Origin of the sequence: Rheinheimera sp. EpRS3 (assembly GCF_001513785.1) — a bacterium.
In the GTDB taxonomy this organism is placed as follows: domain Bacteria; phylum Pseudomonadota; class Gammaproteobacteria; order Enterobacterales; family Alteromonadaceae; genus Alishewanella.
In genome coordinates, this window is record NZ_LNQS01000010.1 from 456,225 (window position 1) to 482,244 (window position 26,020).

Genomic DNA, 26,020 nt, shown 5'->3' on the forward strand with positions numbered 1-26,020 from the left:
AAGTTGCCGTGTTTGCTGGATAAGTCGTGGTTGTTTTGTGCACTGTTACAAAATTTTTTTTATTTTTTTATGTAACACTTTGCCTGTGCCGGCAGACTTACTTATGACACAGTGATAACGTTAACAAGAACAATAAAACATTGATCAGCGAGGGGTTTTTGACAGTATCCAATACCAGCGCAATAACGCCGGAGCAGTTTTTACTGCAGCTATGGCAACAAAATCAGGGCGCAATAAGCCGCACCTTGCTGGCGTCTGAAGCCGACCCGGCAGCGCGGCAGGATTTAAAACAGGATATTTTTCTGGCACTGCACCAGGCTGCCGGCCGGCTGCATGCTGCAGACATGCCGCGCGCTTACCTATTTCGCATAGTACACAATGTAACGGTAGATCATATTGCCCGGGCGCAGCGGCATAAATGGCTGCCACTGGAAGAAGACTTGCAGCGGCAGATGCTTGATGATTGCCCGTCAGAGCAGTTAGGTGAGCAACAACAAAGCCAGCAGTTGATGCAAGCGGTACGGCGGTTGTCACCCGCCAACCGGCAGGTAATATTACTGGCCATGGAAGATTTAGACGCACCTGAGATCGCCGATATTTTGCAGATCAGCCATGGTGCCGTGCGGGTGCGGTTAAACCGCGCTAAAACAGAATTAATGGAGTTAATGCAAAATGGCAGATAACTTTGACTTTGCCACCCTGGCAAAAAGCTGGCAACAACAGCCTACCCCAACTGAAGCCGCGCCAACCGCGCAAGATTTAGCCCTGGCGAACCAACGGCAGCGCCAGCAGCGGCTATTAATGTACGGCGAATGGCTTGGTGCCCTGGTGATGGCAGCCACCGCCTGCTGGTTAATATTAGCCCTGCCGGGCTGGCTGGGTTATATCGCAGCGGGGTTCCTTGCGCTTGGCGCATGCAGCACCCTGTATATTAGCTGGCAGGTGCACCGGCCTATTCTGGCCTATGACAACTGGAGCAGCAGCGGGCTGTTACAATTTCGCTGTCGAGCCTGCCAGCTAAGCCTGCGCTACTACCGTTACACCCAGCTAAGCTGCGTGGCACTGCTGTTATTTACGCTGATCCTCTGGCTGTTACAGTGGTGGCAACTGGCAGATGTCTCCAACGACTTGCTGTTGTTTTACAGCCTGATAGCATCGCCGCTTTGCCTGTTTGCCATATACCGGCTGCAGCTAAAAGCTCAGCAAAAAGCCGCTGAGTTACAGCAATTAACCGCACTGGCAGCAGACTTTAACTAAGCCACCATCCCAACACTAAGCTGCCGGCAAACACCGGCAGCGACCAGTAATGAAACTCGCGCCACAGCCCTGGTTGTTTGCTAAGCCGCAAGGCAATTAAATTCGCCAGTGAGCCAATAGCCAAACCAAAGCCGCCCACACTTACCCCCCAGCTAAGTGCACGCCAGTCATCAGTAAAATGCTGCAGAAAAATGGCGGCCGGTACATTAGAAATAAGCTGCGACAAGAACGCCGCCCCCGTGTAGCTGCCATTTGGCAGGGCAACTAACTGCACGGCCAGTTGCTGCAACAGTGGTAATTGTGCCAGCAAACCCAAGTCGATAAACATCAACATAAATACCAGCAGCAGTAACCAGTCGATCCCCGTTACCACACTGCGTTTTAGCAACACATACAGCGCCAGTACCAGCAACGCGGCATAGGGCGCTAACTGACATTCCATCGCCAGAATAAACAGCGGGTAACCGGCCAGCGACCAGCCAAACAAGCGACGGTTATCATGACTGTTGTTATGAGGCACTGCGATACTCAGCTTGTTGCCACTAAATGCGGCACAGCTTAATAACAGGATCAGCAACAACAAACTCAGCGCTAACGGTGCCATCATCAATGTGAACTGCCAGAAGCTGTAACCGGAAGCCTGCCACAGCAGCAGGTTTTGCGGGTTGCCAATCGGCGTAAGGCTGGAACCGGCATTCACCGCCAGTGCCAGAAAAACAATTAACCGCCCCACCGGCACGCCGGTTAACCGGCCAATACTTAAGCTGATTGGCAGCAAAATAAACAACGCCACATCGTTGGTTACTATGGCAGATAACAATGCTGCAAATAACACCAGCAGTATTGCCAGCATACGCTGTGAATGGCAAAGCTTAAGCAGCCAGGCGGCAAACCGTGCAAGGTAGCCACTGTCTTCCAACGCCCGGCTTAGCAGCATTAAACCCGCCAGCGCCGCTACCGTATGCCAGTCAACCAACGCAACCAGGCCCGCCGGTGCTGTTGGCTTAAACCATAACAACAGTGGCAGCAGCAATAGCAACGCCAGCAGCAAATAATCTTCCGTAACACGGGATAACACCCGGCGTATCAGTGGCATAGTAGTAAAAGGCATAAGGTAAATTATGCAGCTATTCTAGCGCGAATGCTGACGCAAGTGCTGAGTTGAATAAACTCTGTTTCGTAACAGCATTGCTGTCACTGAAAAGCAGCCAACTTCTTGTTCATCGCTACCATACCGGCAAAAATGCTTTCACTCACCAGTGGGGGAAAGTCTGCCGGTAGCTCCTGTATTACCAGATTAATTACCTTATCTACCTGAGCATGAGTTTCTGTCAGTACATCAAGTACAACAAAATCCGGCAGGCCCAGTTTTTTGCCAAACTCGATCCACTGTCGCGCAAGAATCATAAAAGCATGATAGTGGCGATGCTTCGACTCAACAGCCATGGCAAGCTTCACCCGCTGCTTTGGGATCTGATTGGCTTTTTTTCCTATTACCGGGTGTGCAGATAGCACATCGTAAAGGGGTGTCATGGCATAGTTACTCTGACGCTGAAGAAATATCGAAAAGTTTTTTGCATGGCCATCCGTTGCCGCCATCAGCCAAAAAACGACTAAGGTTTTAAAGAAATTCCGGCAGTCTGCATCCGCATTGCTACTAAACCTTAGCTTTTGCATGATATCCCGTGCTGTAGGACCGCCATCTTCTTCATATTTGCGAAGTGAATTAGCCCCAAAAGCCTGGCACATATCTTCTTGTGGTATGCGCAGAAGTTTGCCAGCTTGTGGATCAAATCTTCTATCAAACCGTTCAACCGATAACACCTTAACGGGACCGATATCATCATTGAACACCAATGGCTCGCATTTGGCGACTGGTAGGCCGAAATGGTGAACGATGCGCGAGCATAGCCACTCGTTCTCTACCGACGTGGACATATCGGCTGCCATGTTGCCAACTAAACCAAGCGGTAGCTTAAGAATATGTGTTGTTGCTGTCGCCCCTGCAGGCAGCCACCAGGTATCAGCGAAATAAAGCAAAGCATTCTTTTCCTGAGCGCCAGCAATCGACAGCCTTAGTCCATCATGGTGATGTGGTAAATTTACCGGCCTGTCCGATGTGGTATTTCTTAAGATCTGCGCTATTTCTGCTTCTTGTAATGCGTAACCTACTATTCCTTCGTCTGGCGGTATCTCCGAGCCAGCCGGTACCAACTGAATAGCGCCTACGCAATCACGACCTACAGCGCTAAGCAGGTCTGCTGTATCTGTAGAACGAGCTTTGAACTTTACCGCAATGCGACGACGTATCGCATCTGCATCCGGCAACAGATTATCAAAGTAGTTTTGTACCACATCACCGCTATAAATCAGGTTACCCGGCACAAGCGGCAGCGATAGCGACAAGCTTCGCGCATATTCACTGGATGCCCATTCATCGTAATACTGAAATAGCTTTTTGCCTGGTTGCCATACACCAACCCGCAACCCATTCATCCATATATCAAGTTTGGTAGTTTTACTCATTTACCAGCTCGACTTCTTACCGGTTGGTTTAACGATTACCTGCGGTTTATCTGTTAAACCGGATGAGTCTGATTTACTGCTTTTGCTAACAACATCCCGCTTGTCAGGCTTCTCGCTTGCTAATCTACGCTGCTGAACAATCGTTTTGTCTTTTGTCTGCCAAGCTTCTCGCGGTAGCGCTTTTAAACCGGGCGTAAATTTTACCGATAATTGCGCCTGAAACAGCTTTAATATCAGCATAAAGCGCTCAACACTGATTTTCTCCGGCGCTTTTTCTATGCGAGCGTAAGCTTGCTGCGATATGCCAAGCAGTTCCCCGGCTTGCGTTTGAGTATAGCCGGCTTGCCTTCTTAGCCCCTCTACAAAGGCGCTCAGCTGTGAAGGTGATAGTAATGGGTAGTCCATAAGTTCGCCGCCGCAATGTACAACACTGATGTTGTAACTATGCTTTACAACATTTGTATTGTAAAGCCAAAATACAACATATTTGATGTACTCATCATTTACAACATATTGGTTGTAAATTTAGAGTGCAGGAGAAAGGTCACCGCACTAGCAGGCCTTGGTACAGTTTTACCATAAAGGGTTTACCAATCTGGCACTTGTGACACTACCCGCCACAGTGCTGGTAATTATATGGCTGGTAGTGTCGAAGCCAGTGTTTTGAGGTTGAAATAATCAATTCTACAGGTAATCTAACTCTAAAAATTTGGCAATGGTACGTATATGCAACTATTCAAATATATGCCGATAGTAACTCCATCAAATGCAGGAAGTACCAAAGCTAAAATAGACAACAAGATGCGTCTTGCATCTATTGCGAACAACAATTTTTGGTTTGCCAAACCAGAAAACCTTAACGACCCATTTGATTGCAAGCCTGAATTCAGAGAACCCAAAGGATTTAGAGAAACCGAAAAAATCATTCAAGAATTAAGTAGTGACGAAATCGACTATTTGGCAACACAACTTCCAGGAACAAAAACTAAAAGTGATGTAATAAAAAGGTATAAACTTCTATATGACAACGGATCGATTTCAATACCTCTACTACACAGTTTTACCAAAAGACTTGTTCAAGTAAGAATGTCTAATATGGGAGTTCTAAGCCTTTCTGAAACTAATTCAAATTGCTTAATGTGGACTCATTACGCAAAAAACCATTCCGGCATTTGTGTTGAATATTACATTCCTGAAAACACGAGAGGCTTGGATAAAGTTAGATACCGGCAACGACAACCTGTGCTTTCAATTAATCAGGCGTTCTCCGAAAAATCAGGAAAGCTACTTGAAATGCTATATACAAAAAGCATCCACTGGAAATATGAGAAAGAATGGAGAATTGCTCGATTAGAGGGTAATAAGTTATACAGCGTCATGAACGCTAGAACTCTGAATATTTATTTCGGTATAAATGTATCTTCAGCGACTAAAAAGTTCGTAAAAAGGGAATTGGGGAATAACTTTAATTACATTGAAATGCGCCTAGATCGAAATTTTGGAATAAAAGAAAAAAATTAGTCGGCACTTTTAAATACTTGAAGAACAAAAAAGGCCATCACGGTATGCTGTTGATGGCCTTTGTATTTTTAGCGCTGAATTTATTCTACAGTAACACTCTTCGCCAAATTACGTGGCTGGTCTACGTCAGTGCCTTTGATAATGGCGACGTAGTAGCTGAGTAACTGCAGTGGCAGGGTGTAGACGATAGGTGCCAGGATGTCGGCGACGTGCGGTACATTGATTACCCGCATAGTAGCGTCTGACTGGAATTTAGCATCGGCGTCGGCGAATACGTACAGAATACCGCCGCGGGCGCGTACTTCTTCAACGTTCGATTTCAGCTTTTCCAACAGGTCGTTATTCGGTGCTACCACAATAATGGGCATCTGGGCGTCAATCAGCGCCAGCGGGCCGTGTTTTAACTCGCCGGCGGCGTACGCTTCAGCGTGAATGTACGAAATTTCTTTTAGCTTTAACGCGCCTTCCATTGCGATAGGGTACTGATCGCCACGGCCTAAAAACAGTGCGTGGTGTTTATCGGCAAACTCTTCGGCCAGGGCTTCAATTTGTGGTGCCAGCGTAAGGGCTTGTTCCAGTTTGCCCGGTAAGCTTTTTAGCGCTTCGGTGAGTTCACGCTGCTGTGCTGCGGTTAAGCCGTTATATTTACCAATCGCCAGCGTTAACATGGCCAGGCCCACCAGCTGAGTAGTAAAAGCTTTGGTTGAGGCTACGCCAATTTCCGCGCCGGCGCGGGTCATAAAGGCCAGATCAGATTCGCGCACCAGTGATGAACCAGCCACGTTACAAATGGTTAAGCTGCCAACATAACCGGCTTCTTTGGCCAGACGCAGTGCTGCTAAGGTGTCAGCGGTTTCGCCCGACTGGGAGATGCTTACCAGCAGGCTGTTTGGCTGCACGAATGATTTGCGGTAACGGAATTCAGAAGCAATTTCAACGTTACAGGAAATGCCGCCCAAGGATTCTAACCAGTAGCGCGCTACCATGCCGGAGTGATAACTGGTGCCACAGGCGACGATTTGTACGTGTTTTACTTTTTTAAACAGCTCGGCCGCGCCGTTGCCAAAGGTTTCGTCCAGTACGGAATCACTGCTTAAGCGGCCTTCCAATGTGTTGTTGATAGCGTTTGGCTGCTCATAAATTTCTTTTAGCATAAAGTGGCGGTACTGGCCTTTGTCGCCGGCGTCGTAACTAACGTTAGACTCATGCACTTCGCGCTCAATCGCGTTGCCGTTGCTATCAAAAATACGCACGCTGTGGCGGGTAATTTCGGCTACGTCGCCTTCTTCCAGGAAGATAAAACGGCGGGTTACCGGCAGAAGTGCCAGTTGATCAGAAGCAATAAAGTTTTCGCCAATACCTAAGCCAATTACCAGCGGGCTGCCTGAGCGCGCCACAACAACGCGGCTGGCGTCGGTTTTATCCAGCAGTACAGTGCCGTAAGCACCGTGCAGTTGCTTAACCGATTTTTGTACTGCGGCTAACAGGCTACCGGCGCTTTTTAGTTCTTCTTCAACTAAATGCGCGATAACTTCGGTGTCAGTGTCGGAGGTAAATACATAACCTTTGGCTTGTAAGGCTTCACGCAGCGGTGCGTGGTTTTCAATAATGCCGTTGTGCACTACGGTAATATTGCTGGAAACATGCGGGTGGGCATTACGTTCGCTGGGCTCGCCATGCGTTGCCCAACGCGTGTGGGCGATACCAGTGCCGCCGGTTACCGGGGCAGCGGCTACGGCGTCGGCGAGTTCTTTTACTTTACCCAGGCGGCGCAGCCGGGTTAACTCGCCAGCGCTGTTTACCACGGCAACACCGGCCGAATCATAACCACGGTATTCCAGACGGCGCAGGCCTTCAACCAAAATATCCACTACATCACGTTGCGCTACAGCGCCGACTATTCCACACATAATTATTCTCCGGAAATCTTAAATATTATAACGTTACGTTAAGGTGTGGCGGTGAATCAGGCCTGAACCCGTATTACCTTAACACCCTGTTGTTCAATTTGTTTGGCGTCGGCCAACGATAAGCCTTCATCCGTGATCAGCACTTTTACCATAGCCCAGGGCAATTCAAGATTATGAATTTTGCGCCCCAGCTTATCGGACTCAAGCATTACAATAACTTCGCGGGCTACTTCTGCCATTACCCGGCTTAAGCTGTATAACTCGTTGTATGTGGTGGTGCCCCGGGCTAAATCTATGCCATCGGCACCAATAAATAACTGGTCAAAATCATAGTTGCGCAGCATTTGTTCTGCCAGCTGGCCCTGAAAAGCTTCAGATTGCGGGTCCCAGGTGCCGCCGGTCATTAACAGCGTGGGCTCGTTTTCCAGCTCACGCAGGGTATTGGCAATGGCCAGTGAGTTTGTCATGACTACTAAGCCACGTTTTGCCGCCAGTTCGGGCAATAAGGCGGCAGTAGTGCGGCCGCTGTCGATAATAATGCGGTAATGATCTTTGATCAGGCTGGCGGCCGCTTTAGCAATTGCTAGCTTTCGCTTTGAAATTTTCTCTAAGCTGGAGTCGCTGACAAAATCCTGCGGCACCGGCACGGCACCGCCATAACGGCGCAACAGCAAACCGGCTTGCTCCAACACGGTTAAGTCTTTACGAATAGTCACTTCAGAGGTATTAAACTGCCCGGCCAGCTGCTCAACCGACAATTCGCCCTGTTGCTGCAGCTGGCTAACAATAAGATGCCGCCGTTGTTGGGTGTTACGTTTATTCATTTCTTTCGCTTAAGTTTCAAAACGAAAGATATTTTACTGGCTATTGCTGCTTTTGCAAGCAAAACGTTACGATACCCATTTGCAGCAATTATTTAATGAGAACCATTTGCATTTGAGAATTAGTCGTATTATAGTTTGTAGCGTTCAGGGATGAAGGTAGTTCCGGGCCCCGGATGGGCTTCTCTGGTCGTTGTTTTACTTGTCTTGCACGTTAAGGGGTGGGTTTTGCCACCCCTGTTTTTCTTTTGAGGCTTTATGTTACAGCGCTGGCAAACCAAGCTGGAGTGGTTGAATTTAGTATTATTGCTGCTGTTGCCGCTGTACCACCTTTATTCTGCCGATACCTTGCAACCGGGTAGCCTGGCATTACTTTACCTGTTTAACCTAGCGGCGCTTATCGCCAGTTTCCGCTTTAAACCTTACTCTGCTGCGGTAAAAAAACTGCCGGCGTCTGCCTGGCTTGAGCAACATTTATTGCTGGCGTTAATTCTTACGCTGTTGTGCTGGTTTTATCTGCCGCAAGCGCCTTTTATTCAGCCCCAGGCGCAGTGGTTGTGGCTAAGCACCCAACTAACCATTACAGGTTTGCTGCTACGGCTTTGCTGGGCGGTGAAAAAGCAATCCGTAGCCCCTGCTACCAGCGGGCAAAACTGGCTGGTGGGCTATGCCAGCCAGTCTGGTATGGCGCAACAACTGGCGCAAAGTAGCGCCAAACAGCTGCAACAAGCAGGCTTTAGCGTTGCGCTGGCAGAGCTGAACCAGCTAACCCAACACCAACTTAACCAATATCAGAAAGCGCTTTTTGTGGTAAGTACCTATGGCGACGGTGAGGCGCCTGACAATGCCAGCCAGTTTTATCAGCTGGCACAGCAGTGGCAAAGCTCGCTCGATCAATTGCAGTTTGCCGTATTAGCGCTGGGCGATCGCAGCTATCAGCAGTTTTGTGCCTTTGGCCACTGGTTGCAGCAGTGGCTGCACAGCCGTGAAGCAAAAGCGCTACAACCGCTGCTGGAGCTGGACAGCTCTGAGCGGCAAAGCGCGGCATTAACACAGTGGCAGCAGCTGCTTACCGGCTTTACAGCACCCTTAACAGCACAACAAGCGCCAACAATAGATACCAGCGCTAGCTGGCTGCAGGCCAGCCTTAGCAGCCGCTATATTGCCAACCCGGCCAGCACCGGCTTGCCTTGCTATATTGTTAAGCTGCAAGCGCCAGCCGGCACTCACTGGCAAGCCGGCGACATTGTGGAAATTCAGCCGGAAAACAGCAAATGCAACGTAGCCCTGTGGCTAACACGGCATTTAGTTAATGGCTGCCAGGCCGTGCATTATCAGGGCCGGCACATTCCGCTATGCTGGGCATTGGCCGAGCTACAACTGGACAAAGTGCAACCACCGGCCAACGGCGAATCGTTAGCGCAATGGTTGACAGCCCAGCCCAAGCTGCCACTGCGCAACTATTCTATCGCGTCGGTACCCGGCGAGGGCCCGATAACCTTACTGGTACGCCAGGTGCAATGTAATGACGGTGCTTTGGGTATTGGCTCTGGCTGGCTAACGGCCTGGGCGATGGAACAGCAACCGGTGCAAATTCGCCTGCGTAGCCATAACCAGTTTCATTTACCGGCTGATAGCAGTAACACACCGCTTATTTTTATCGCCAACGGCACAGGCATTGCCGGTATTCGTGCCTTACTGGCACAACGTGTTGCCCTGGGCCAACGGCAAAACTGGTTACTGTTTGGCGAGCGCAAACAACAAAGTGATTTTTTCTTTGCCCGTGATATTCAGCAGTGGCAGCAGCAGGGTTTTATCAGCCATTGCAGCCTGGCCTTTTCGCAGGACCAGACCGAAAAGTGCTATGTGCAGCATGTGCTGGCTGAGCAGCAGCAACAGTTACGCCAATGGCTGGCGCAGGGCGCGGCTATTTATGTTTGTGGCAGCCTGCACGGCATGGGTGAAGCCGTGCATGAGGTACTACAACAGGTTGTTGGCGAGGCCGGATTAGCGCAGCTTAAACAACAAGGCCGCTACCGGCGCGATCTGTATTAGTTTTTACCCGCCGTAAAACTGATGCGGCCACTTTGCACGGCCATATTTACCGGCACCGCGGTAAGTATTTTAACGGTAGGGTTAGAGGTGTCCAGCTTGTAAACCGGGTTCGCTGCCAGATAGCTGTTAACCAACTGCAATAACTCATTGGTTACCGGCGCCAGATTACCGCGATAACCGGCAGCTTCAATCTGTGAGCCCAGCAACTTAACCGAGCGCAGGTATACTGCTTTCTCTGTACCATCATAATAAGGCACACCTTCTACCTGCAGTTGCATATTGGCCGGATAACTTAAGCCGAACAATGACAGCGCAGCAGTGGCAGCGGTATTAACCCGTATCACTTCAGAGTTGTCCGGGCCTATTTCCACCTGCATGCTTTCTACCTGCATTTTTAGCGGAATACCTGCCACATTGGCCTGGCGGGTTAATTTGGGTATTTGCTGGCGCAACAGTTGCTCTAAATCTGTCTCCGTAACGTTATATGCCGACATTTGCTGTAACTGGCTGCACGCCGCCACTAACGTCATTATGATTAACAGCATTATCTTGCGCATGTTTTCCCTTTCCTTATGTACTATCCAGTCTGAATTGAGCTTAGTTTAACACGGCAATACGATAACGCTTAGTGACTGACTTTTACCTGAATATAAGTTGCTCCACGTGAAACACAGCCGACCAGCAAAGCGCAGTCAGCATAAACAACTTATGGTATGCTCTGACGCGACACCCTCTGTACGCGGTTGCCTGCCGGCTGCCGCCAAGCGTTTATAAGAACGAGAATACTGTATGTTACTGATCCTAAAATTAATTGCCGGTATTTTGCTAGGTATAATGATGGGGCTTTATGCACCGCATTGGCTTACGCAAATTTTAATTACCTTTAAAGCGTTGTTTGGCCAGTTGTTATTTTTTACTGTGCCGCTGCTGATCCTGTTCTTTATTACCAGTGGCATTGCTGCCTTACCAAGAAACTCCGGTAAATTACTTGGCCGCACTTTGGGCATAGCTTATTTATCAACTATTGCCGCCGGCACGCTGGCGTTTTTGGTAGCTACGCTGGTTATTCCGTTGCTGGCGCCAGCAGCAGCTGACTTAGCCAGCACTGAAGGGGTAAATTTAACGCCTTATATCGAAATGAATATTCCACCGGTATTTAGTGTGATGACCGCGTTAGCGCTGGCGTTTATTTTTGGCCTGGGAATTGCCAGTACGCAGGCTACCTCGCTAAAGCAGTTATCTGATCAGGGCCGCGACATTATTCAGTTGCTGCTAACTAAAATTATTATTCCGTTTTTACCGCTGTATATCGCTGGTGTATTTGCCCAAATGGCAGCAGCAGGTTCGGTGTTTGTTACGCTGAAAACCTTCGGCATAGTGCTGGTGCTGGCTATAGTGCTGCATTGGGTCTGGATTTGCTCGCTGTTTGTTATTGCCGGCATTAAGGCCGGTAAATCGCCATTTGGCCTGATCAAAAATATGCTGCCGGCGTATTTTACTGCGCTGGGTACCATGTCGAGCGCGGCAACGATTCCGGTAGCGCTGCAGGCCACCAAAAACAACGGTGTAAAAGAAGATGTAGCCAACTTTACCGTGCCGCTTTGCGCCACTGTGCATTTATCCGGCTCTACCATTACTATCGTCAGCTGTGCTGTGGCGGTAATTATGATGAAAAGTAACCTGGAAATTCCGTCACTGTTTACCATGCTGCCGTTTATTTTAACCTTAGGCGTAGTGATGCTGGCTGCGCCCGGCGTACCCGGTGGCGCCGTAATGTCGGCAGTTGGCTTACTGGGAAGCATGCTGGGCTTTGGTGAAGGCGCCATTGCACTGATGATCGCACTTTATATGGCACAGGACAGCTTTGGCACCGCCTGTAATGTTACCGGCGACGGTGCTATAGCGGTTCTGGTCGATAAAGCAGATTAGGGATTACGCGCAGAACTGCCGGTTGCAACTCCCGTTCCGGCTCACCACAGCAACTCGTCCTTGCCTGCGGCAGGACTCAGACACTCTGTGGTAACCGATCCGGGATTCCAACCTGCTTACAGCAGCAAAACTAAACAGCCCGCAATTACGGGCTGTTTTATTAACTTACTTTTTAATTTTTACCGGCCGCAGCCAATCGCCAATATGCCGCTGTTTGGCACGGGCAACCACCAGCTCACCATCTGCCGCATCGCGGGTGAGCACCGAGCCGGCACCGATTGTGGCATTAACGCCTACCGTAACCGGTGCTACCAAGGCGCTGTTCGAGCCGATAAAGGCGCCGTCTTTAATGGTAGTGACAAACTTATTCGCACCATCATAGTTACAGGTAATGGTACCGGCACCAACGTTTACCTTGGCACCAATCACAGCGTCACCCAGGTAGGTTAAATGGTTGGCTTTAGAGCCTTTGCCTAAGGTAGTTTTTTTCATTTCAACAAAGTTACCGACATGGCTGTCGTCCAGCATCACGCTGTCCGGCCGCAGACGGGCATAAGGACCTACCGAACAATCGCTGCCGACTGTAGCCTTTTCAATCATTGAATTCGGTTTAATTTGTGTGTTATCGCCGATAACACAGTCTTTTAAAATACAGTTAGCACCAATAGTCACGCCTTTACCCAGCACTACCTTGCCTTCAAAAATCACATTGATGTCGATCATCACATCATTGCCCACCTCAACCGTGCCGCGGATATCAAGCCGGGCAGGATCGCGCAGGTTAGCACCTGCTAGCATTAACTCTTCGGCTTTACGCAGCTGATAAGCCCGCTCCAGCGCCGCTAATTGCACACGGTTATTGGCACCTTCTACTTCCATCGGGTTTTGCGGCTGCGCAGTGGCAATTTCCACACCTTCACTGTGTGCCATAGCGATAACATCGGTTAAGTAATACTCGCCCTGGGCATTGCTGTTTGATAACCGGCCCAGCCAGCTTTTTAACTGTTTGCCCGGCAGCGCCATAATACCGCTGTTTACCTCAGCTATTTTCAACTGCTCCGGCGTGGCGTCTTTTTGCTCGACAATGCCGGTTACCTTACCGTTTTGCCGCACTATACGGCCATAACCGGTGGGGTTGGCCAAATTTACCGTTAAAATCGCCAGGCCATTGGCCGGTTTTACCGCCAGCAACTGCTGTAAGGTCTCTAAACGGGTAAGTGGTACATCGCCATATAACACCAGTACGGTGTCATCATCAGCAATATTCGGTATCGCCTGCGCTACTGCATGGCCGGTGCCCAGCTGCTCAGCCTGTAATACCCAATGCAATGGCTGATCGCTAAGGCCCGCCTTTAGCGCATCGGCACCGTAGCCATATACCAACTGTGGTTTTGCTGAGCCCAGGGCGCGGGCGGTATCAATAACATGCTGCACCATTGGCCGCTCAGCCACTTTATGCAGTACTTTGGGTAAATCAGATTTCATCCTTGTACCTTTACCGGCCGCCAGAATCACTACATTTAATGCCATAAAAGAATCCCTGTAATCATGCTTCATCGATAGTGTGGTTATTCTAATAGATAACGCAGCAGATTACAGGGCCAGGGTGAAGTTTTGCTGAATATCCAGATACAGCTCAGTTACTTTACTGTTTGTTATACCCGAGGTAATAACTCTCACGCATAAACTAAGGCATTTTAGCGGGGTGCTATTCAGCAGTATGCCTTTCACTGATGCTGAATATCTGGTGCTCAGTCACTATCGGTAATTCCGCCGTTTCAAGATAAAATCCCAGCTTGATTTCATCTGGCCGCGCTGTAGCATGTGTAATGGAAAACAACCTGCCACTAACCTGATAGGTTTCATGTTGCAACAGGTACAAACTGCCAACACTAAACCAGTTAGCATGCTTTTTATCTGCCCAGAAATGCAGCAATGGCTGTTCGCTCTGCATGTCAGACGGCTGTGGTTCTGCCGCACGGATATAGATGGCATAAGGATACAGTGCAGCCACCGCAACAGCAGACAAAAACAGCCCGATTATCAATAACCGATGCATATGTTGCTCCCTATAACCTGCCACGCAAGCTGAATAGCGGCTCAAACAGCCAGCTGAGCAGGCTGCGTTGTTCCAGCATAATGTCAGCACTGAGCAGCATACCGGCCTGCAACGGCACCTGATCGCCATAAGCGGCGATCTGCTGCTGATCCAGTTGCACATTAACCTGGTATACCGGCTCGGTAAGCGATACCGGCATGTCTACTTCATTGGGTAATAAAATGGCTTTTGACTGCTGCACCACTTTACCGCGATACAAGCCGAAGCGTTGATACGGAAAAGCGTCATAACGTAAGCGGGCCTCCTGGCCGGGTTGAATAAAACCAAAAGCACGGGTTGGCACCAGCAACACGGCGTACAGATTGCTATTCTCAGGCAAAATGGTCAGCATCGATTTGCCGGCCTGCGCCATGCCGCCGGCCTGAGCCACTAAATTGGTGATCCGCCCGGCAACCGGAGCTGTCACTAATATTTCACCGCGCGCTGACAGTTCCGAGTGCTGTTGCGATAAACGCGCCAGTTCGGTTGCCAACTGAGCTTTCTGCTGCTCATGCTCCCGCGGTAATGCGGCAAGCTGTGACTTTAGCTGAATTAGCTGCCCCTGCTGCTGCTGATAGTTAATCAATAACTCCGTACGCTGCTGCTGCATGCTGAGCAACAGTTCCCGCTGATTATTAAGCTCTGTGGCGGAAATATGTCCTTCGCGGTGCAAAGTTTCAATATCAGCTAACCGCTGCTTATTCAACAACTCCCGCTGTTGCATCAGTTGCTGCTGTGAACGGATTTCGGTTAGTTGCGACAGCAGATTATCAATACGGTCCTGCAAAGTTTGATGTTGCTGGATATACAGTAACTGGTACTCATCCAGCCTGAGCTGCAAAGTCTGCTGTTGTTGCTCCAGTGACAACAAAAGCTGGCCGCTTAAGTTACTCCCGTGCGCCAGATATTCTTCTGATGAAATCAGTGCCAGTTTCTGGCCTGCACTAACACTGTCCCCATCAGCAACAAATAATTCAACGATAGTGCCGGAACGCTGTGGCGCCACGCGCGCCAGCCCCAGATCAGGTTTTAAATACCCAACTACCGTTTCCTTGCGGTTAAAAGAGGCCTGACTGAGAAATAATACAGCCATGACCACCACCAATAACAAAATACCGACCAGCACAGACACTTTAATAGGTTGTGCAATCACCACACTCCCATCAAGCTTAACTCCTTGATGTTGTACTGCTTCAGCCCTGAATAAACTATCGGAACTCATGATATTTCCCGCCCCGTGCCTGACATTACCTGTAGTAAATTTGGTCTTACTGCATAACTGTCATACATAACACTGTGCCTGTTGATGACCAGACGAAGACACATCAAACTGAGGGCTTCTGGCCAGATAATCCCAAATCAGCTGATCGGACATGAAATTGAAGTTTTCCCCCCCTAACACTAAACGTTGTAAAAACAAGGCGCTACCAGCAGACCCATCAGCATAATCTACATTAACCTTAGTCCGGTTGTTTGCCGGAAAACACATACCTTCGCTACGTTCAATTACAAAAATTTTTAACGCGGTAGCAGCCTGACAGGCTAAATGGTAATAACTCTGATCATTGAGGAATTCATAAGCATCCAGCAGATAGTTGCCCAGCCCGGACACACCGCTGAATAAACCCGAATTAATAGTGTACTTTGACGAAACAGACGTTTTAATAGCATGGATAAAATCCAGATACTGACTCTCAGCAGTTATCGCATAATAACGCAACACAACACTGGCAACCCCGGCAGTGCCATAACCAAGATAGGGATAAAGAATCGAAACGTTGCTTCGCTTAGGAAAGCCATAAGAGCCGTTGGTATCTTTACCAAAGTTAAGGTCAGCCTGTAAGGCCTTTTTACCGGCTTCCAGATACTGTTTGTCCACCGTAGCGCAGTACAGATACAATAAAAACAACGCTATACCGCTGCCGCCTTCCCACAAACCAACACCGATACCAGCTGGCTGATCATGATTTTCCCAGTACAGCGCGCCGTCACGTTCTGTTGCCTGCAATAACAACACAGCCGCTATTTTTTTTGCTGCGGCTAAATCATCAGCCAACCCGACTTTGTGCCAACGGCGTAACAGCGTATAGCCATACCCTGCCGCACCATAGCCCAACGACATATTGCTATATAACTGACGATTAGTAGCAGTTTGCCGCAGCATCCTGCCTGCAAGTTTTTCAGAACCCAGCTCTTGCAATACCCAGGCATAACCGGCAGTTCCGTTTAACAAACCGGGTAAGGCATCACCACAAGATGCTGCTTTGTGTTCTAGCCAGTTCAGCATTTCAGCAGGTATTTGTCCGGCCAATCTGTTCCAGGCATAAGCCACGCCAGCGACGCCGTGGTCTACCGCTATTGCTTGCTGAAACTCAGGACCAAATGGCAATACACGTTCATGGCGATCTAGTTGCAAATAATGCGTATTGTATTTCAGTACTCCATTGATAATCTGCTCGGCACTCTCCTTTAAATGCTGAAAGCTAATATCGGTTTTCAACACCAATGCGTGCATCTGACTAACATCTATCTGCTGCAGCATTTCAATACAAATGTCCAAGCTTGGTATCGGATCTTGCAGTAAATAAGTGATGCACTTCAGATAAGCGTCTGGCAGACCAAAATCCTGCTGTAACTCACGGAAAAATACTTGCGCATAATCTGCTTTAAGATTCAGCATAGTGCTGCTGGGCATAAACATCGCCACCAGCACACACCCCATAGCGTAATAGTCGTCACAGTAATCAACACAATCCCGGCTCAGGCGATCGGCTTTAGCAAAACCTGGGGTGTAAAAATTGACATCTTTATCGATACCCGGCTCGCAGGCGCCTTCGAAATCAATCAATTTAACGACCAGCGTGTCTGGTTCAATCATAATATTATTTAATGACAAATCGCCAAAAATAACCTGCTTTGAATGCAACAACTGCAACGCTTTGATACAGTTAATAGCGATGGTAATAGTATTTTTAACCCAAAGTTGCAACTGCTCTGTACTGGATTGCGCATGCACAATCTTACTTTGCTGCACTTGATAACTACGCAATGTCTGTCCGGCAACAATCTGTTGCGCCAAATACATATGCTGCCATTCCTGAAAGTAGCCGTAGGATTTTGGTGCTATGTCTAAGTCTTTGAGCTTAGTAAGTATTCGGTGTTCTTTCTCCAGCCTAACAATACAGTCAACTCCTGAGTCAAAGCCCACATATGGGCGGGCCTCTTTAATAATAACTTCTTCACCACTGTGGATATCTTCAGCAAAATACACACCACCTGCATTAGAAAATTTAATCACAGACTTGATATCGTAACGGCCATCAAAAGCAGTAGTTGCTGTAACCTGATCAGAAAGAGTTGTGTCATCTTCAGTATCAATCTCAGTAGCAGGTGCCACAAACTCATCGGTTACAAAATCAGGTAAGACAAAACAGGCATCACGCTTATCTTCGGTATAGCAAAACTCACTGTCTATAATGCATGCTGTTGTTTGATTAAAGTTATCTTTTTGCTCAAAACTTTTAAAACCACCGTAACGATAGAACAGTACAGCTGCGTCTTTATAAGGCCTATCCGACAGAATATATGGCCCTTCTTCGTTTTTAAGTTCTTGGTATAAAGCCTCTATCAGCCGAATATAAATGGCTTTGTCAGTAGGATAAATGGTAATAAATTTTCCGGACGCAGAACGGGTGCAGTTTTTCCCCAGCAGCGTTTTTAACACTCTGCCGTCTGTAGCGAATTTAAACTCTACCTGGTGCTCAATACATAACGGCACCACTTTTTCTAAAGTCCGATACTCATTACCCCAGCGGCTGGAGACATGAATTTTCCAGCCTTGCACAGGTTTAGTGGCAGCGCTGTCTGGTGATATGGCGTAGGTCCAGAAGTAGTCTTGCCTTAAACGCCAAGTTAACGGAATAATATTACTGACGAAGTCAAAGTACTCTGAATTAGGCTGCCGCCATTCAAATGGTATATAAAAATCCGGATGCGCATTTAAATCTCTCATAAAAACCTCAGCCTTATTAATTAATATAAAGCTATAACAATAATTAAAAATTATTAAGCTGTAATTTATGACAGGTTTATATTAATAAATAAAAAATCGGGCTGAAAGCCCGATTTTTTTCATTCTAAATAATGAAAGTTATGCCTTTGAAATAACACCATCACGTACACAACCATCACTCATTGTGCTCCACTCGTCACCGCCAACAGTGTTACAGCCACGGCTCATCGTGCTCCAGTCCAGCGGAGCAACCTGGTCTTGTAAACGACCACCTGACACTTGAGCCAGCTGCTGAAGATTCAATACTTTATCTTTGCTTAATTCTTGTTTTTTCATTTTCATTTCCTTAAATTTTGATTAAAATATCAGCTATTAATTTGTTAGTATCAAGCTGTTCCGCCAACCAACGATTCAATAATAGTATCAATATAAATATAAACAACCTGTAATATATTACAGCATAGCTGAAATTTTCATAAAAAAAGCGGGCACAATGCCCGCTGTAATAACTATTAAATATATTGTTTCATGCAATTTTCTGTAACATATCTCTTCGATACTGCTCAGTGATTTCTACCAACTTACCATTGCACAGCAACAACACTCTATCAGCACTTTGTATCGTTTCTGGCCGGTGTGCAATTATGATTCGGGTAATATTAAGCGTTTTAACAGCGTCGTTTACATGGCTCTCTAACTGAATATCTAAACTGCTGGTAGCCTCATCCAAAAACAGAATTTTTGGTTTTTTATACAAAGCTCTGGCCAGATGTAATCGCTGGCGCTGGCCGCCCGACAATGAGCTCCCCATATCTCCAATTAAAGCATTGTAGCCCATCGGCATAGCAATAATGTCATGATGGATACCTGCCAGAGTTGCACATTCTGTAACTCTGTTCAGATCCATTTCTGGATCAAAAAAGGCTATGTTCTCAGCCAGAGTGCCAGACATCAACTGGTCATGCTGCATCACTGCAGCTACCTGCCGTCGGTAATGCCCCAGCCCTAGATGCCGGATATCAGTGTTATCAACCAGTATCTTGCCACTGTCGGCAGGTAAGAGCCCAAGCATCAATTTAGCCAGTGTCGTTTTCCCTGAACCAGATGGGCCTATAATGGCGACACTTTCGCCAGCAGTAATGCTAAAACTAACTGTATCAAATAACAGCGGATCAGTTGCTGAATAGCGGTATGCCAGTTGTTGTACTGTTATCTCACCAGAAATCTCACGATAAAGGCCAGCTGCATCATCTTGCTCTTTCTCAGTTAGTGCAATATCTGACAACCGCTCAAGATGAAGGCGTGTCATGTAAAGTAGTACCAGTTTGTCAATCAGTGCAGCCATTCTCTCCGTAAACTGGGTTTTGTAAGTGAGGAACGCAAATAACATACCCACACTTAATAGGCCATCCATCACAGCATAAGCCGCAAGAAAGATAACGACAGTGTTCTCGATACCAAACAACAACTGATTAATCGTCTGGTAAGAAATTTGCCACCTGCCTAGCAAAAAGTTTTGGTTAACTGCGTCTGAATATCTGTTTTGCCAAATATTTAACCTTTGGCTTTGCTGACCAAACAGCTTAATGCTCTGCATACCACGTACAGTTTCCATAAAGTTAGACTGTTCGGTCGCTGTTGCCATAATACTGGCCTCGGTGCGGTCACGCATTGGCCGGTATAATACCCAACGCAATAAGCCATACAACAGCACTGTGCCAAGCACTACAGTGGCCAGTTTAGGGCTGTAGATATACATCATCACCAGCACACAGCTGGCCATAATGCCGTCAATCAGCCCTTCAACCAGACTGTTGGTCAGCAACTCTCTCACCTTGTTCAGAGAGCTAAAACGCGACACAATGTCGCCGATATGGCGTTTCTCAAAATAACTTAGCGGCAAGTGCACCAGATGCCGGAACAAATTGGTAGCCATCTGCAGGTTCATCGTGGAGCCCAGATACAAAATCACCCAGCCTCTTAATGTCTGGGTTAATACTTTAACTAACATTAGTAAACCAAAGCCCAGCGCCAGCACCAGCATCAGCGACTGATCTGCACTGATCAGCACGTCGTCAACCACCAGTTGGATATAGTAAGGCGATGCCAGTACAAACAACTGTAATAGTAGCGATAAGACAAAAATCTTTAGCAGCGACGGCAGTAAACCCTCAATACGGCTCCAGAATGCTGTCAGCCCAAGCTGGACACGTTCATCACGTTTGCGAAAACTTTGTGTAGGAGTTAACTCCAGGGCAATACCGCTAAAACAATCTGATACTTCAGCCCTAGCTACTTTACGTTCACCCACAGCTGGGTCCAAAATAACGATATAGCGCTTACTGACTTTTTTCAGCACCACAAAATGATTCATATTCCAATGTAAAATACACGGCAATTGCAACTGGGCAAGCTCATCCAGGTCAACCCTTAGTGCCCTTCCCGCCAGCGACAACTGATCAGCCAATTGGATAAGATGCTGTAAGTTAGTGCCCTTCAGTGAAACCGAGTAACGATTCCGCAAGGTGCCAAGATCAAGTTGATGTCCATGATTACTTGCTATCATGGCTATACACGCTAATCCGCACTCGGCTGATTCCGACTGATAAATGAATTGCATCTTTTGCCCCACTGTATTTTCTAAATTGCTCAGGTTAGCTTGCGGCAAGAATGGGTATGGCTACTGATGCGCTAGCTGATGTTTCAGTGCCAGATTTGACCGAGCTAAGGTTCTCCACCAGTTGGCTCAATCGCTGTAGGCTAATAAACTCTGGCGCAGGTAAAGCAGATTTTGGTTTAGCGACTTGCATAAGGTTACCTTCCAACTGGCGATTCAAAGATAAATGTGACCAGCGCTAATACAACGGCTGATCGCCTGCTGACGGTTGCTACTATTGGTTTTTGCAATACAATTGCTCAGATGAAAATTCACCGTACGCTCAGATATCGATAGGATTTGGCTGATTTCCCACGATGTTTTGCCTCTGGCTGCCCAGTTAAGGCAAGATTTCTCCCGGCTGGTTAAGCCAAAATTTTCAACATCGTCAGCATGGGCTGACAATCGGTAAATTGCTTCATAAACATAGTGAGCTATGATGGTCCAGTACCACGCAATATGCTCCGCCAGTTCAACTTGTGCCGACTGCATGCCAATGATCAACACTCCGGCATCAGTGCCCACCCCACGAATCGGGATCAACAAAGCCTCATCAGCAACAGGCAATGCGTCAATTAATCCACTATCACGGGTTAATGCCGGCGTGCAGCGCTGCTGGCAGAATATTTGTAACTGGTTATGGCTGGTCAGAACGTTGAAGTCTTCCTTTGTACCGGCACATATTAACTCAGCTTTTCGTTGCGCCCGCCACAGCACCAAGCCACAGAAAGGGTATTGGTATTGCTGCTGGATCTGCAAAAAGAAATCTGGCAGCGCAGCCACAGTCGTCATCGACTGTAATTCTCTGACCATAGGTTCAATCTGGCTCATAGTAAGTTTCCTCTGGTGTTAATAACGGCAGCTTTACTCAGAGACATTATCTGGCGGGCAGATAAACCAGCAGTAAGGTTTAATATCAGTTTTATCCTTATCTGCATTGTCATCGGCCAGTAGCGGCGCAGAAACAAATAAAGAGAACACAGTAATTAAAGCCGTAGCTACAACAGAGATTTTCTTTAACATGATGGCGTCCTTATAAATTTGACTGAGCGGATACTCGAGCCAAGCTTGGTCGCCGAAGTATTTTAATGCGATAACCGCGGCAGGACTTAGGTGTGACTTTTACAGAATGGACTTATAACCAAAGTTATAACCACCACTAACTAACTGATTTGTATCAACTCTTGGTTTAAAGAACAGTAGTTCATTACCAGATACATCCAGTGAAAAATTTAAACTAAATTCATTAAAAGCCAGGCTGCGTTGCCAGTTGGTATGCTGCTGCAGGTCAATACGCACCAGTTGCCAATCTGACATCAGTGTACGATGCACTAAACTTAACTGCTCCTGACGCAACATAAACTTATAATCCAGATCAAAATGAATCCCCTGATACAGTAACTGTTGCTGGCCAAATTGTTTATCTAACTGCCACAGGCGGCCGGTAGAATCCGCCCCCAGATAACCATCTTTGTAGGGCTGCAGGTAACGGTAGTCCTGTAGCAGTAAATGCTGTGATGCTGAAGCCACTTCGTATTGCATAATCTGCCATTGTCCGGCACTGAATACCGGAAAATACACCGCAGAACCATCAGCAGCAAATACGCCTTGATCCACCTGTTGTGTGCGCAAAGATATATTGGCTGACATACCACTGTTAACGTCTAACAGTTCGAGCCGGTTATTGCGCTTTAACAGTAGTAAAGCAGAGGCTGGCGCCTGATCCAACAGAGTAAAACTAGCTTCTGACTGCATAACTAATTGGCGCTGCGCAGTGGCCGGATAATAACGTGACAACAGGTACTGCTTGTCCTGCTGCTCTACTAGCCAGTAATACTGCGGGTCCTGGCTAAAATGCAAAGCCAATACTTGGGGGCCAAGCTGTAAATGCTGATTAAAGCCCTCACGAAACGGCCAGCGGGTTTTATATATTTGCTGCTCTGCCGCTTTGCGAAAAATGGCAAAGTACCGACCGTGACCATCCAATACCAGCTCTTTCACACTATGAGCGGCATTATCCAGCGCACTGAGTTTATTATCAGCCAGATGCAGTTGCTCAAAGCTATCACCACGCTTTATCAGCAGCTCAGCATTACTTATCCAGGCTATACGGGTATCCGCCAGTTCATTGCTGAGTAAACGCTCATACAACAGCTCTTTATCCGCCAGCCGGTAGAGCTGCAGATACAGCTTACGCTCAGCAATATTGGCACGAACTAAGGCAACTTGGCTTCTGTCCGGCGACAACCTGGCATAGGCATCCTGTACGCCGACAATACTGCTGTAGCTAAACTGACTGATTGTTTTCTGCGTTAAATCGTACTGGTAATAGTGAATATTGCCGTTATAGGTTTCGCCACCGGCAATCAGTAACCTGTTGTCTGGCAATGCCAGGGGGCCAGCCAAAATAGGTAAGTCCGGTAAGACGACGCGTTGCGGCGCAGCGGCCAGATTGGACAACGGCTGCAGATAAAACTCAGCGTGATCTGCGCGAAAGCCAACATACGCCAGCAAAGTATCGCCGGCAACAAAGTCGACAAAACGCACATGTGGTACCGGAGTTGAAATTTTTGTCAGTTGAGCAGTGGCTTTGTCGTGTAAAAACAACTGCCAGTTATCACTGCTGTTAACCCTGCCAACAAAAGCCTGATACCGGCCATCGGCAGACACCGCCAGGCTGGCTTTTTGTCCGGGGATATCTAATATTACTTGCTGTAAATCTGCTTGCAGACCCTGTGCTGGTTGTAAATACAGCCAACAGATACTTAATAACGAAGCAAAGAATATGCCCGACGCAACAATACGGCGGTAGTTAGGTCGTTTAACAGAACCGTATTCTTCATTACTTGTGGCTGCGTCAGGCTGCAGTGTTACTTTGTCGGCCGGCTGTGCCTGCGACTCAAATGCCGGGCAAACCAACTGATAGCCGCGCTTCATTTGCGAACGAATGTATTTGGGCTGCTCAGTATCATTGTCGCCTAACAAGGCCCGCAACTTACTGACAGTGCGCCTTACCGCCGTGTCAGTAACAACACGCCCCTGCCAAACCTGTTGGTGTAATTCCTGTAAACTGACAAAACGATCAGCATGTAGAATAAAGTAACACAACACCTCTATTACTTTTGGCTCGGCGGCCAGCTCTTCGTGCTGGCGGTATAGCCTGCGCTCCTGTGTATCAACTCTGAACTCACCGAGATCGACAATCTTCATCTGTCGCCACCAGGACTATGTTAACAATTAAAGCATTAAGTTTTAATTCAGTTATTTTTATATAATAAAGATAACGGAGTATTAATCAACATTGTTCCCCAACTGACTGCAAATTGACCAAACATAAGCAAAAAGCCACCCTAAGGTGGCTTTTTATATTTCGGAACCCGAACTTATTTTTTACGCATTTTCTGAATAATGCGCAGCTGGGCAATGGCCTCAGCCAGTTGTGCCGCAGCTTCAGCATAGTTGAAGTCTGCGCCAGCGTGTTGCATCGCTTCTTCAGCACGTTTTTGTGCGTCTAAAGCGGCTTGCTCGTCTAAGTCTTCGCCGCGTACCGCGACATCGGCCAGTACAGTGATGGTATCGGGTTGTACTTCAAGTACACCGCCGGCTACGTATATCACGTGCTCTTCGCCAAATTGTTTCACGATACGGACCATGCCAGGTTTCAGGGTGGTCAGTAACGGGGCGTGAAAAGGTAAAATACCTAACTCGCCCTCACTGCCTGTGACCTGCACGGATTCGACAAGGCCGGAGAAGATTTTTTCTTCGGCACTTACTACATCCAGTTGCACTGTCATCGCCATCTCCGCTCTCCTAAAGCCTGAACTTACAGTTTCTTCGCTTTTTCGATCGCTTCGTCGATAGAACCAACCATGTAGAACGCCTGCTCTGGCATATGGTCGAACTCGCCTTCCAGGATGCCTTTAAAGCCACGGATAGTTTCTTTCAGCGGTACGTATTTACCTGGTGAACCGGTGAATACTTCAGCTACGAAGAAAGGCTGTGACAGGAAACGCTGAATTTTACGCGCACGGTATACTGTTGTGCGGTCATCATCAGACAATTCGTCCATACCCAGGATCGCGATAATGTCTTTCAGTTCTTTGTAACGCTGCAGTACAGACTGTACGCCACGGGCCACTTCATAGTGCTCTTTACCGATTACCAATGGATCTAATTGACGAGAGGTAGAATCCAGTGGGTCGATTGCCGGGTAAATACCCAGTGAAGCAATGTTACGGCTCAGTACTACCGTCGCATCTAAGTGCGAGAAGGTCGTAGCTGGTGACGGGTCAGTTAAGTCATCCGCAGGTACGTATACGGCCTGGATTGACGTGATAGAACCGGTCTTGGTAGAAGTGATACGCTCTTGCAGCGCGCCCATCTCTTCTGCCAGCGTTGGCTGGTAACCTACCGCTGATGGCATACGGCCTAAAAGTGCAGACACTTCAGTACCGGCCAGGGTGTAACGGTAAATGTTATCAACGAAGAACAGTACGTCACGGCCTTCATCACGGAATTTTTCCGCCATGGTTAAGCCGGTTAACGCTACGCGCAGACGGTTGCCTGGCGGCTCGTTCATCTGACCGTACACTAACGATACTTTATCCAGTACGTTAGAGTCTTTCATCTCGTGATAGAAGTCGTTACCTTCACGGGTACGCTCACCTACACCGGCGAATACTGAGTAGCCGCTGTGCTCGATAGCGATGTTCCGGATCAGTTCCATCATGTTTACGGTTTTACCTACACCCGCACCACCGAACAGACCAACCTTACCACCTTTAGCAAACGGGCATACCAGGTCGATAACCTTGATACCGGTTTCCAGCAGGGCGTTAGACGCGGCCTGATCTTCGTAGCTTGGCGCGGCACGGTGAATAGGCATACGCTCTTCTTCACCGATAGGGCCTGCTTCGTCGATTGGCTCGCCAAGTACGTTCATAATACGGCCCAGTGTGGCTTTGCCCACCGGAACGTGAATTGCTTTACCGGTGTTGGTCACGGCAGCGCCGCGACGTAAACCGTCTGTTGTACCTAACGCGATAGTACGCACTGTACCGCCACCCAGCTGCTGCTGCACTTCCAGCACTAAACCAGCCAGATCACCGTCAGTCACGTTTAACGCGTCATAGATACCAGGTACCGCATCTTGTGGAAAGTCGATATCCACAACGGCGCCAATGATTTGGACGACCTTACCTTGACTCATGATGTTTCCTCAAATTTCTCAAAACT

General features: G+C 47.9%; 22 protein-coding genes. 5 read left to right on the forward strand and 17 right to left on the reverse strand.

Translation table 11 applies throughout. The features are described 5' to 3' along the window. The first annotated feature begins 158 nt into the window (after positions 1-158). Complete coding sequence (locus AR688_RS17415) at positions 159-683, forward strand: RNA polymerase sigma factor (RefSeq protein ID WP_068237008.1); 525 nt, start codon at positions 159-161, stop codon at positions 681-683. Then, positions 673-1,257: a hypothetical protein gene (locus AR688_RS17420; RefSeq protein ID WP_068237009.1), complete on the forward strand. Its 585-nt coding sequence runs from the start codon at positions 673-675 to the stop codon at positions 1,255-1,257. Before AR688_RS17415 ends, AR688_RS17420 begins: the two co-directional genes overlap by 11 nt. Here the strand turns inward: AR688_RS17420 and AR688_RS17425 are convergent. The 3 genes from AR688_RS17425 to AR688_RS17435 form a co-directional block, all read right to left on the reverse strand. Next, positions 1,250-2,368, reverse strand: coding sequence for an SLC13 family permease (locus AR688_RS17425; protein WP_231732129.1), 1,119 nt, complete (start codon positions 2,366-2,368; stop codon positions 1,250-1,252). The genes AR688_RS17420 and AR688_RS17425 overlap by 8 nt on opposite strands. Positions 2,369-2,451: 83 nt before the next feature. Next, entirely contained in the window at positions 2,452-3,783 is a 1,332-nt protein-coding gene (locus AR688_RS17430) for a type II toxin-antitoxin system HipA family toxin (RefSeq protein WP_068237010.1), read from the reverse strand. Then, positions 3,784-4,188, reverse strand: coding sequence for a helix-turn-helix transcriptional regulator (locus AR688_RS17435; RefSeq protein WP_068237013.1), 405 nt, complete (start codon positions 4,186-4,188; stop codon positions 3,784-3,786). Positions 4,189-4,509: 321 nt separating this feature from the next. On the opposite strand from AR688_RS17435, the gene AR688_RS17440 reads away from it, so the two are divergent. Next, on the forward strand, positions 4,510-5,304 hold the full coding sequence (locus AR688_RS17440) for a DUF2971 domain-containing protein (protein ID WP_068237015.1): 795 nt from the start codon (positions 4,510-4,512) through the stop codon (positions 5,302-5,304). Between the two features lie 80 nt (positions 5,305-5,384). On the opposite strand, the gene glmS is transcribed toward AR688_RS17440, so the two are convergent. After that, positions 5,385-7,214, reverse strand: a complete 1,830-nt coding sequence (gene glmS, locus AR688_RS17445; RefSeq protein ID WP_068237017.1) for a glutamine--fructose-6-phosphate transaminase (isomerizing) — start codon at positions 7,212-7,214, stop codon at positions 5,385-5,387. Positions 7,215-7,270: 56 nt separating this feature from the next. Further along, the gene (locus tag AR688_RS17450; RefSeq protein WP_068237021.1) at positions 7,271-8,038 is read right to left on the reverse strand and encodes a DeoR/GlpR family DNA-binding transcription regulator; all 768 of its coding nucleotides are present in this window, start codon (positions 8,036-8,038) and stop codon (positions 7,271-7,273) included. Between the two features lie 255 nt (positions 8,039-8,293). On the opposite strand from AR688_RS17450, the gene AR688_RS17455 reads away from it, so the two are divergent. Further along, positions 8,294-10,090 carry a flavodoxin domain-containing protein gene (locus tag AR688_RS17455; RefSeq protein ID WP_068237024.1) on the forward strand — a complete coding sequence of 599 codons (1,797 nt, stop codon included), beginning with the start codon at positions 8,294-8,296 and terminating at the stop codon, positions 10,088-10,090. Here the strand turns inward: AR688_RS17455 and AR688_RS17460 are convergent. Then, on the reverse strand, positions 10,087-10,647 hold the full coding sequence (locus tag AR688_RS17460) for a DUF1439 domain-containing protein (protein WP_068237028.1): 561 nt from the start codon (positions 10,645-10,647) through the stop codon (positions 10,087-10,089). The two genes, AR688_RS17455 and AR688_RS17460, sit on opposite strands and share 4 nt — an antisense overlap. A gap of 232 nt (positions 10,648-10,879) precedes the next feature. On the opposite strand from AR688_RS17460, the gene AR688_RS17465 reads away from it, so the two are divergent. Then, positions 10,880-12,019 carry a dicarboxylate/amino acid:cation symporter gene (locus AR688_RS17465; RefSeq protein WP_068237030.1) on the forward strand — a complete coding sequence of 380 codons (1,140 nt, stop codon included), beginning with the start codon at positions 10,880-10,882 and terminating at the stop codon, positions 12,017-12,019. 165 nt (positions 12,020-12,184) lie between these two features. On the opposite strand, the gene glmU is transcribed toward AR688_RS17465, so the two are convergent. The 11 genes from glmU to atpD form a co-directional block, all read right to left on the reverse strand. Beyond that, positions 12,185-13,549, reverse strand: coding sequence for a bifunctional UDP-N-acetylglucosamine diphosphorylase/glucosamine-1-phosphate N-acetyltransferase GlmU (gene glmU / locus AR688_RS17470; protein WP_068237032.1), 1,365 nt, complete (start codon positions 13,547-13,549; stop codon positions 12,185-12,187). Positions 13,550-13,727: 178 nt separating this feature from the next. Further along, positions 13,728-14,078, reverse strand: a complete 351-nt coding sequence (locus AR688_RS17475) for a hypothetical protein (RefSeq protein ID WP_068237036.1) — start codon at positions 14,076-14,078, stop codon at positions 13,728-13,730. Positions 14,079-14,088: 10 nt separating this feature from the next. Beyond that, positions 14,089-15,339, reverse strand: coding sequence for an HlyD family secretion protein (locus AR688_RS17480; RefSeq protein WP_068237039.1), 1,251 nt, complete (start codon positions 15,337-15,339; stop codon positions 14,089-14,091). A 60-nt stretch (positions 15,340-15,399) separates the two neighbouring features. Then, positions 15,400-18,129 (reverse strand): class III lanthionine synthetase LanKC, encoded by a 2,730-nt coding sequence (lanKC, locus tag AR688_RS17485; protein WP_068237042.1) that lies wholly within the window; start codon positions 18,127-18,129, stop codon positions 15,400-15,402. Positions 18,130-18,267: 138 nt separating this feature from the next. Continuing rightward, on the reverse strand, positions 18,268-18,465 hold the full coding sequence (locus tag AR688_RS17490; RefSeq protein WP_068237045.1) for a hypothetical protein: 198 nt from the start codon (positions 18,463-18,465) through the stop codon (positions 18,268-18,270). Positions 18,466-18,655: 190 nt separating this feature from the next. Beyond that, positions 18,656-20,749, reverse strand: coding sequence for a peptidase domain-containing ABC transporter (locus AR688_RS17495; protein WP_068237313.1), 2,094 nt, complete (start codon positions 20,747-20,749; stop codon positions 18,656-18,658). A 213-nt stretch (positions 20,750-20,962) separates the two neighbouring features. Beyond that, positions 20,963-21,616 (reverse strand): helix-turn-helix transcriptional regulator, encoded by a 654-nt coding sequence (locus AR688_RS20685; RefSeq protein ID WP_068237046.1) that lies wholly within the window; start codon positions 21,614-21,616, stop codon positions 20,963-20,965. 33 nt (positions 21,617-21,649) lie between these two features. After that, the gene (locus AR688_RS20270; protein WP_156420340.1) at positions 21,650-21,808 is read right to left on the reverse strand and encodes a hypothetical protein; all 159 of its coding nucleotides are present in this window, start codon (positions 21,806-21,808) and stop codon (positions 21,650-21,652) included. A gap of 99 nt (positions 21,809-21,907) precedes the next feature. Further along, entirely contained in the window at positions 21,908-23,995 is a 2,088-nt protein-coding gene (locus AR688_RS17505; protein WP_068237047.1) for a winged helix-turn-helix domain-containing protein, read from the reverse strand. A 173-nt stretch (positions 23,996-24,168) separates the two neighbouring features. Then, a complete protein-coding gene (locus AR688_RS17510) occupies positions 24,169-24,585 on the reverse strand; it encodes a F0F1 ATP synthase subunit epsilon (RefSeq protein ID WP_027670541.1) in 417 nt (138 codons plus the stop codon). Positions 24,586-24,608: 23 nt separating this feature from the next. Next, positions 24,609-25,994 carry a F0F1 ATP synthase subunit beta gene (gene atpD, locus AR688_RS17515; RefSeq protein ID WP_068237050.1) on the reverse strand — a complete coding sequence of 462 codons (1,386 nt, stop codon included), beginning with the start codon at positions 25,992-25,994 and terminating at the stop codon, positions 24,609-24,611. Between the last annotated feature and the right edge of the window lie 26 nt (positions 25,995-26,020).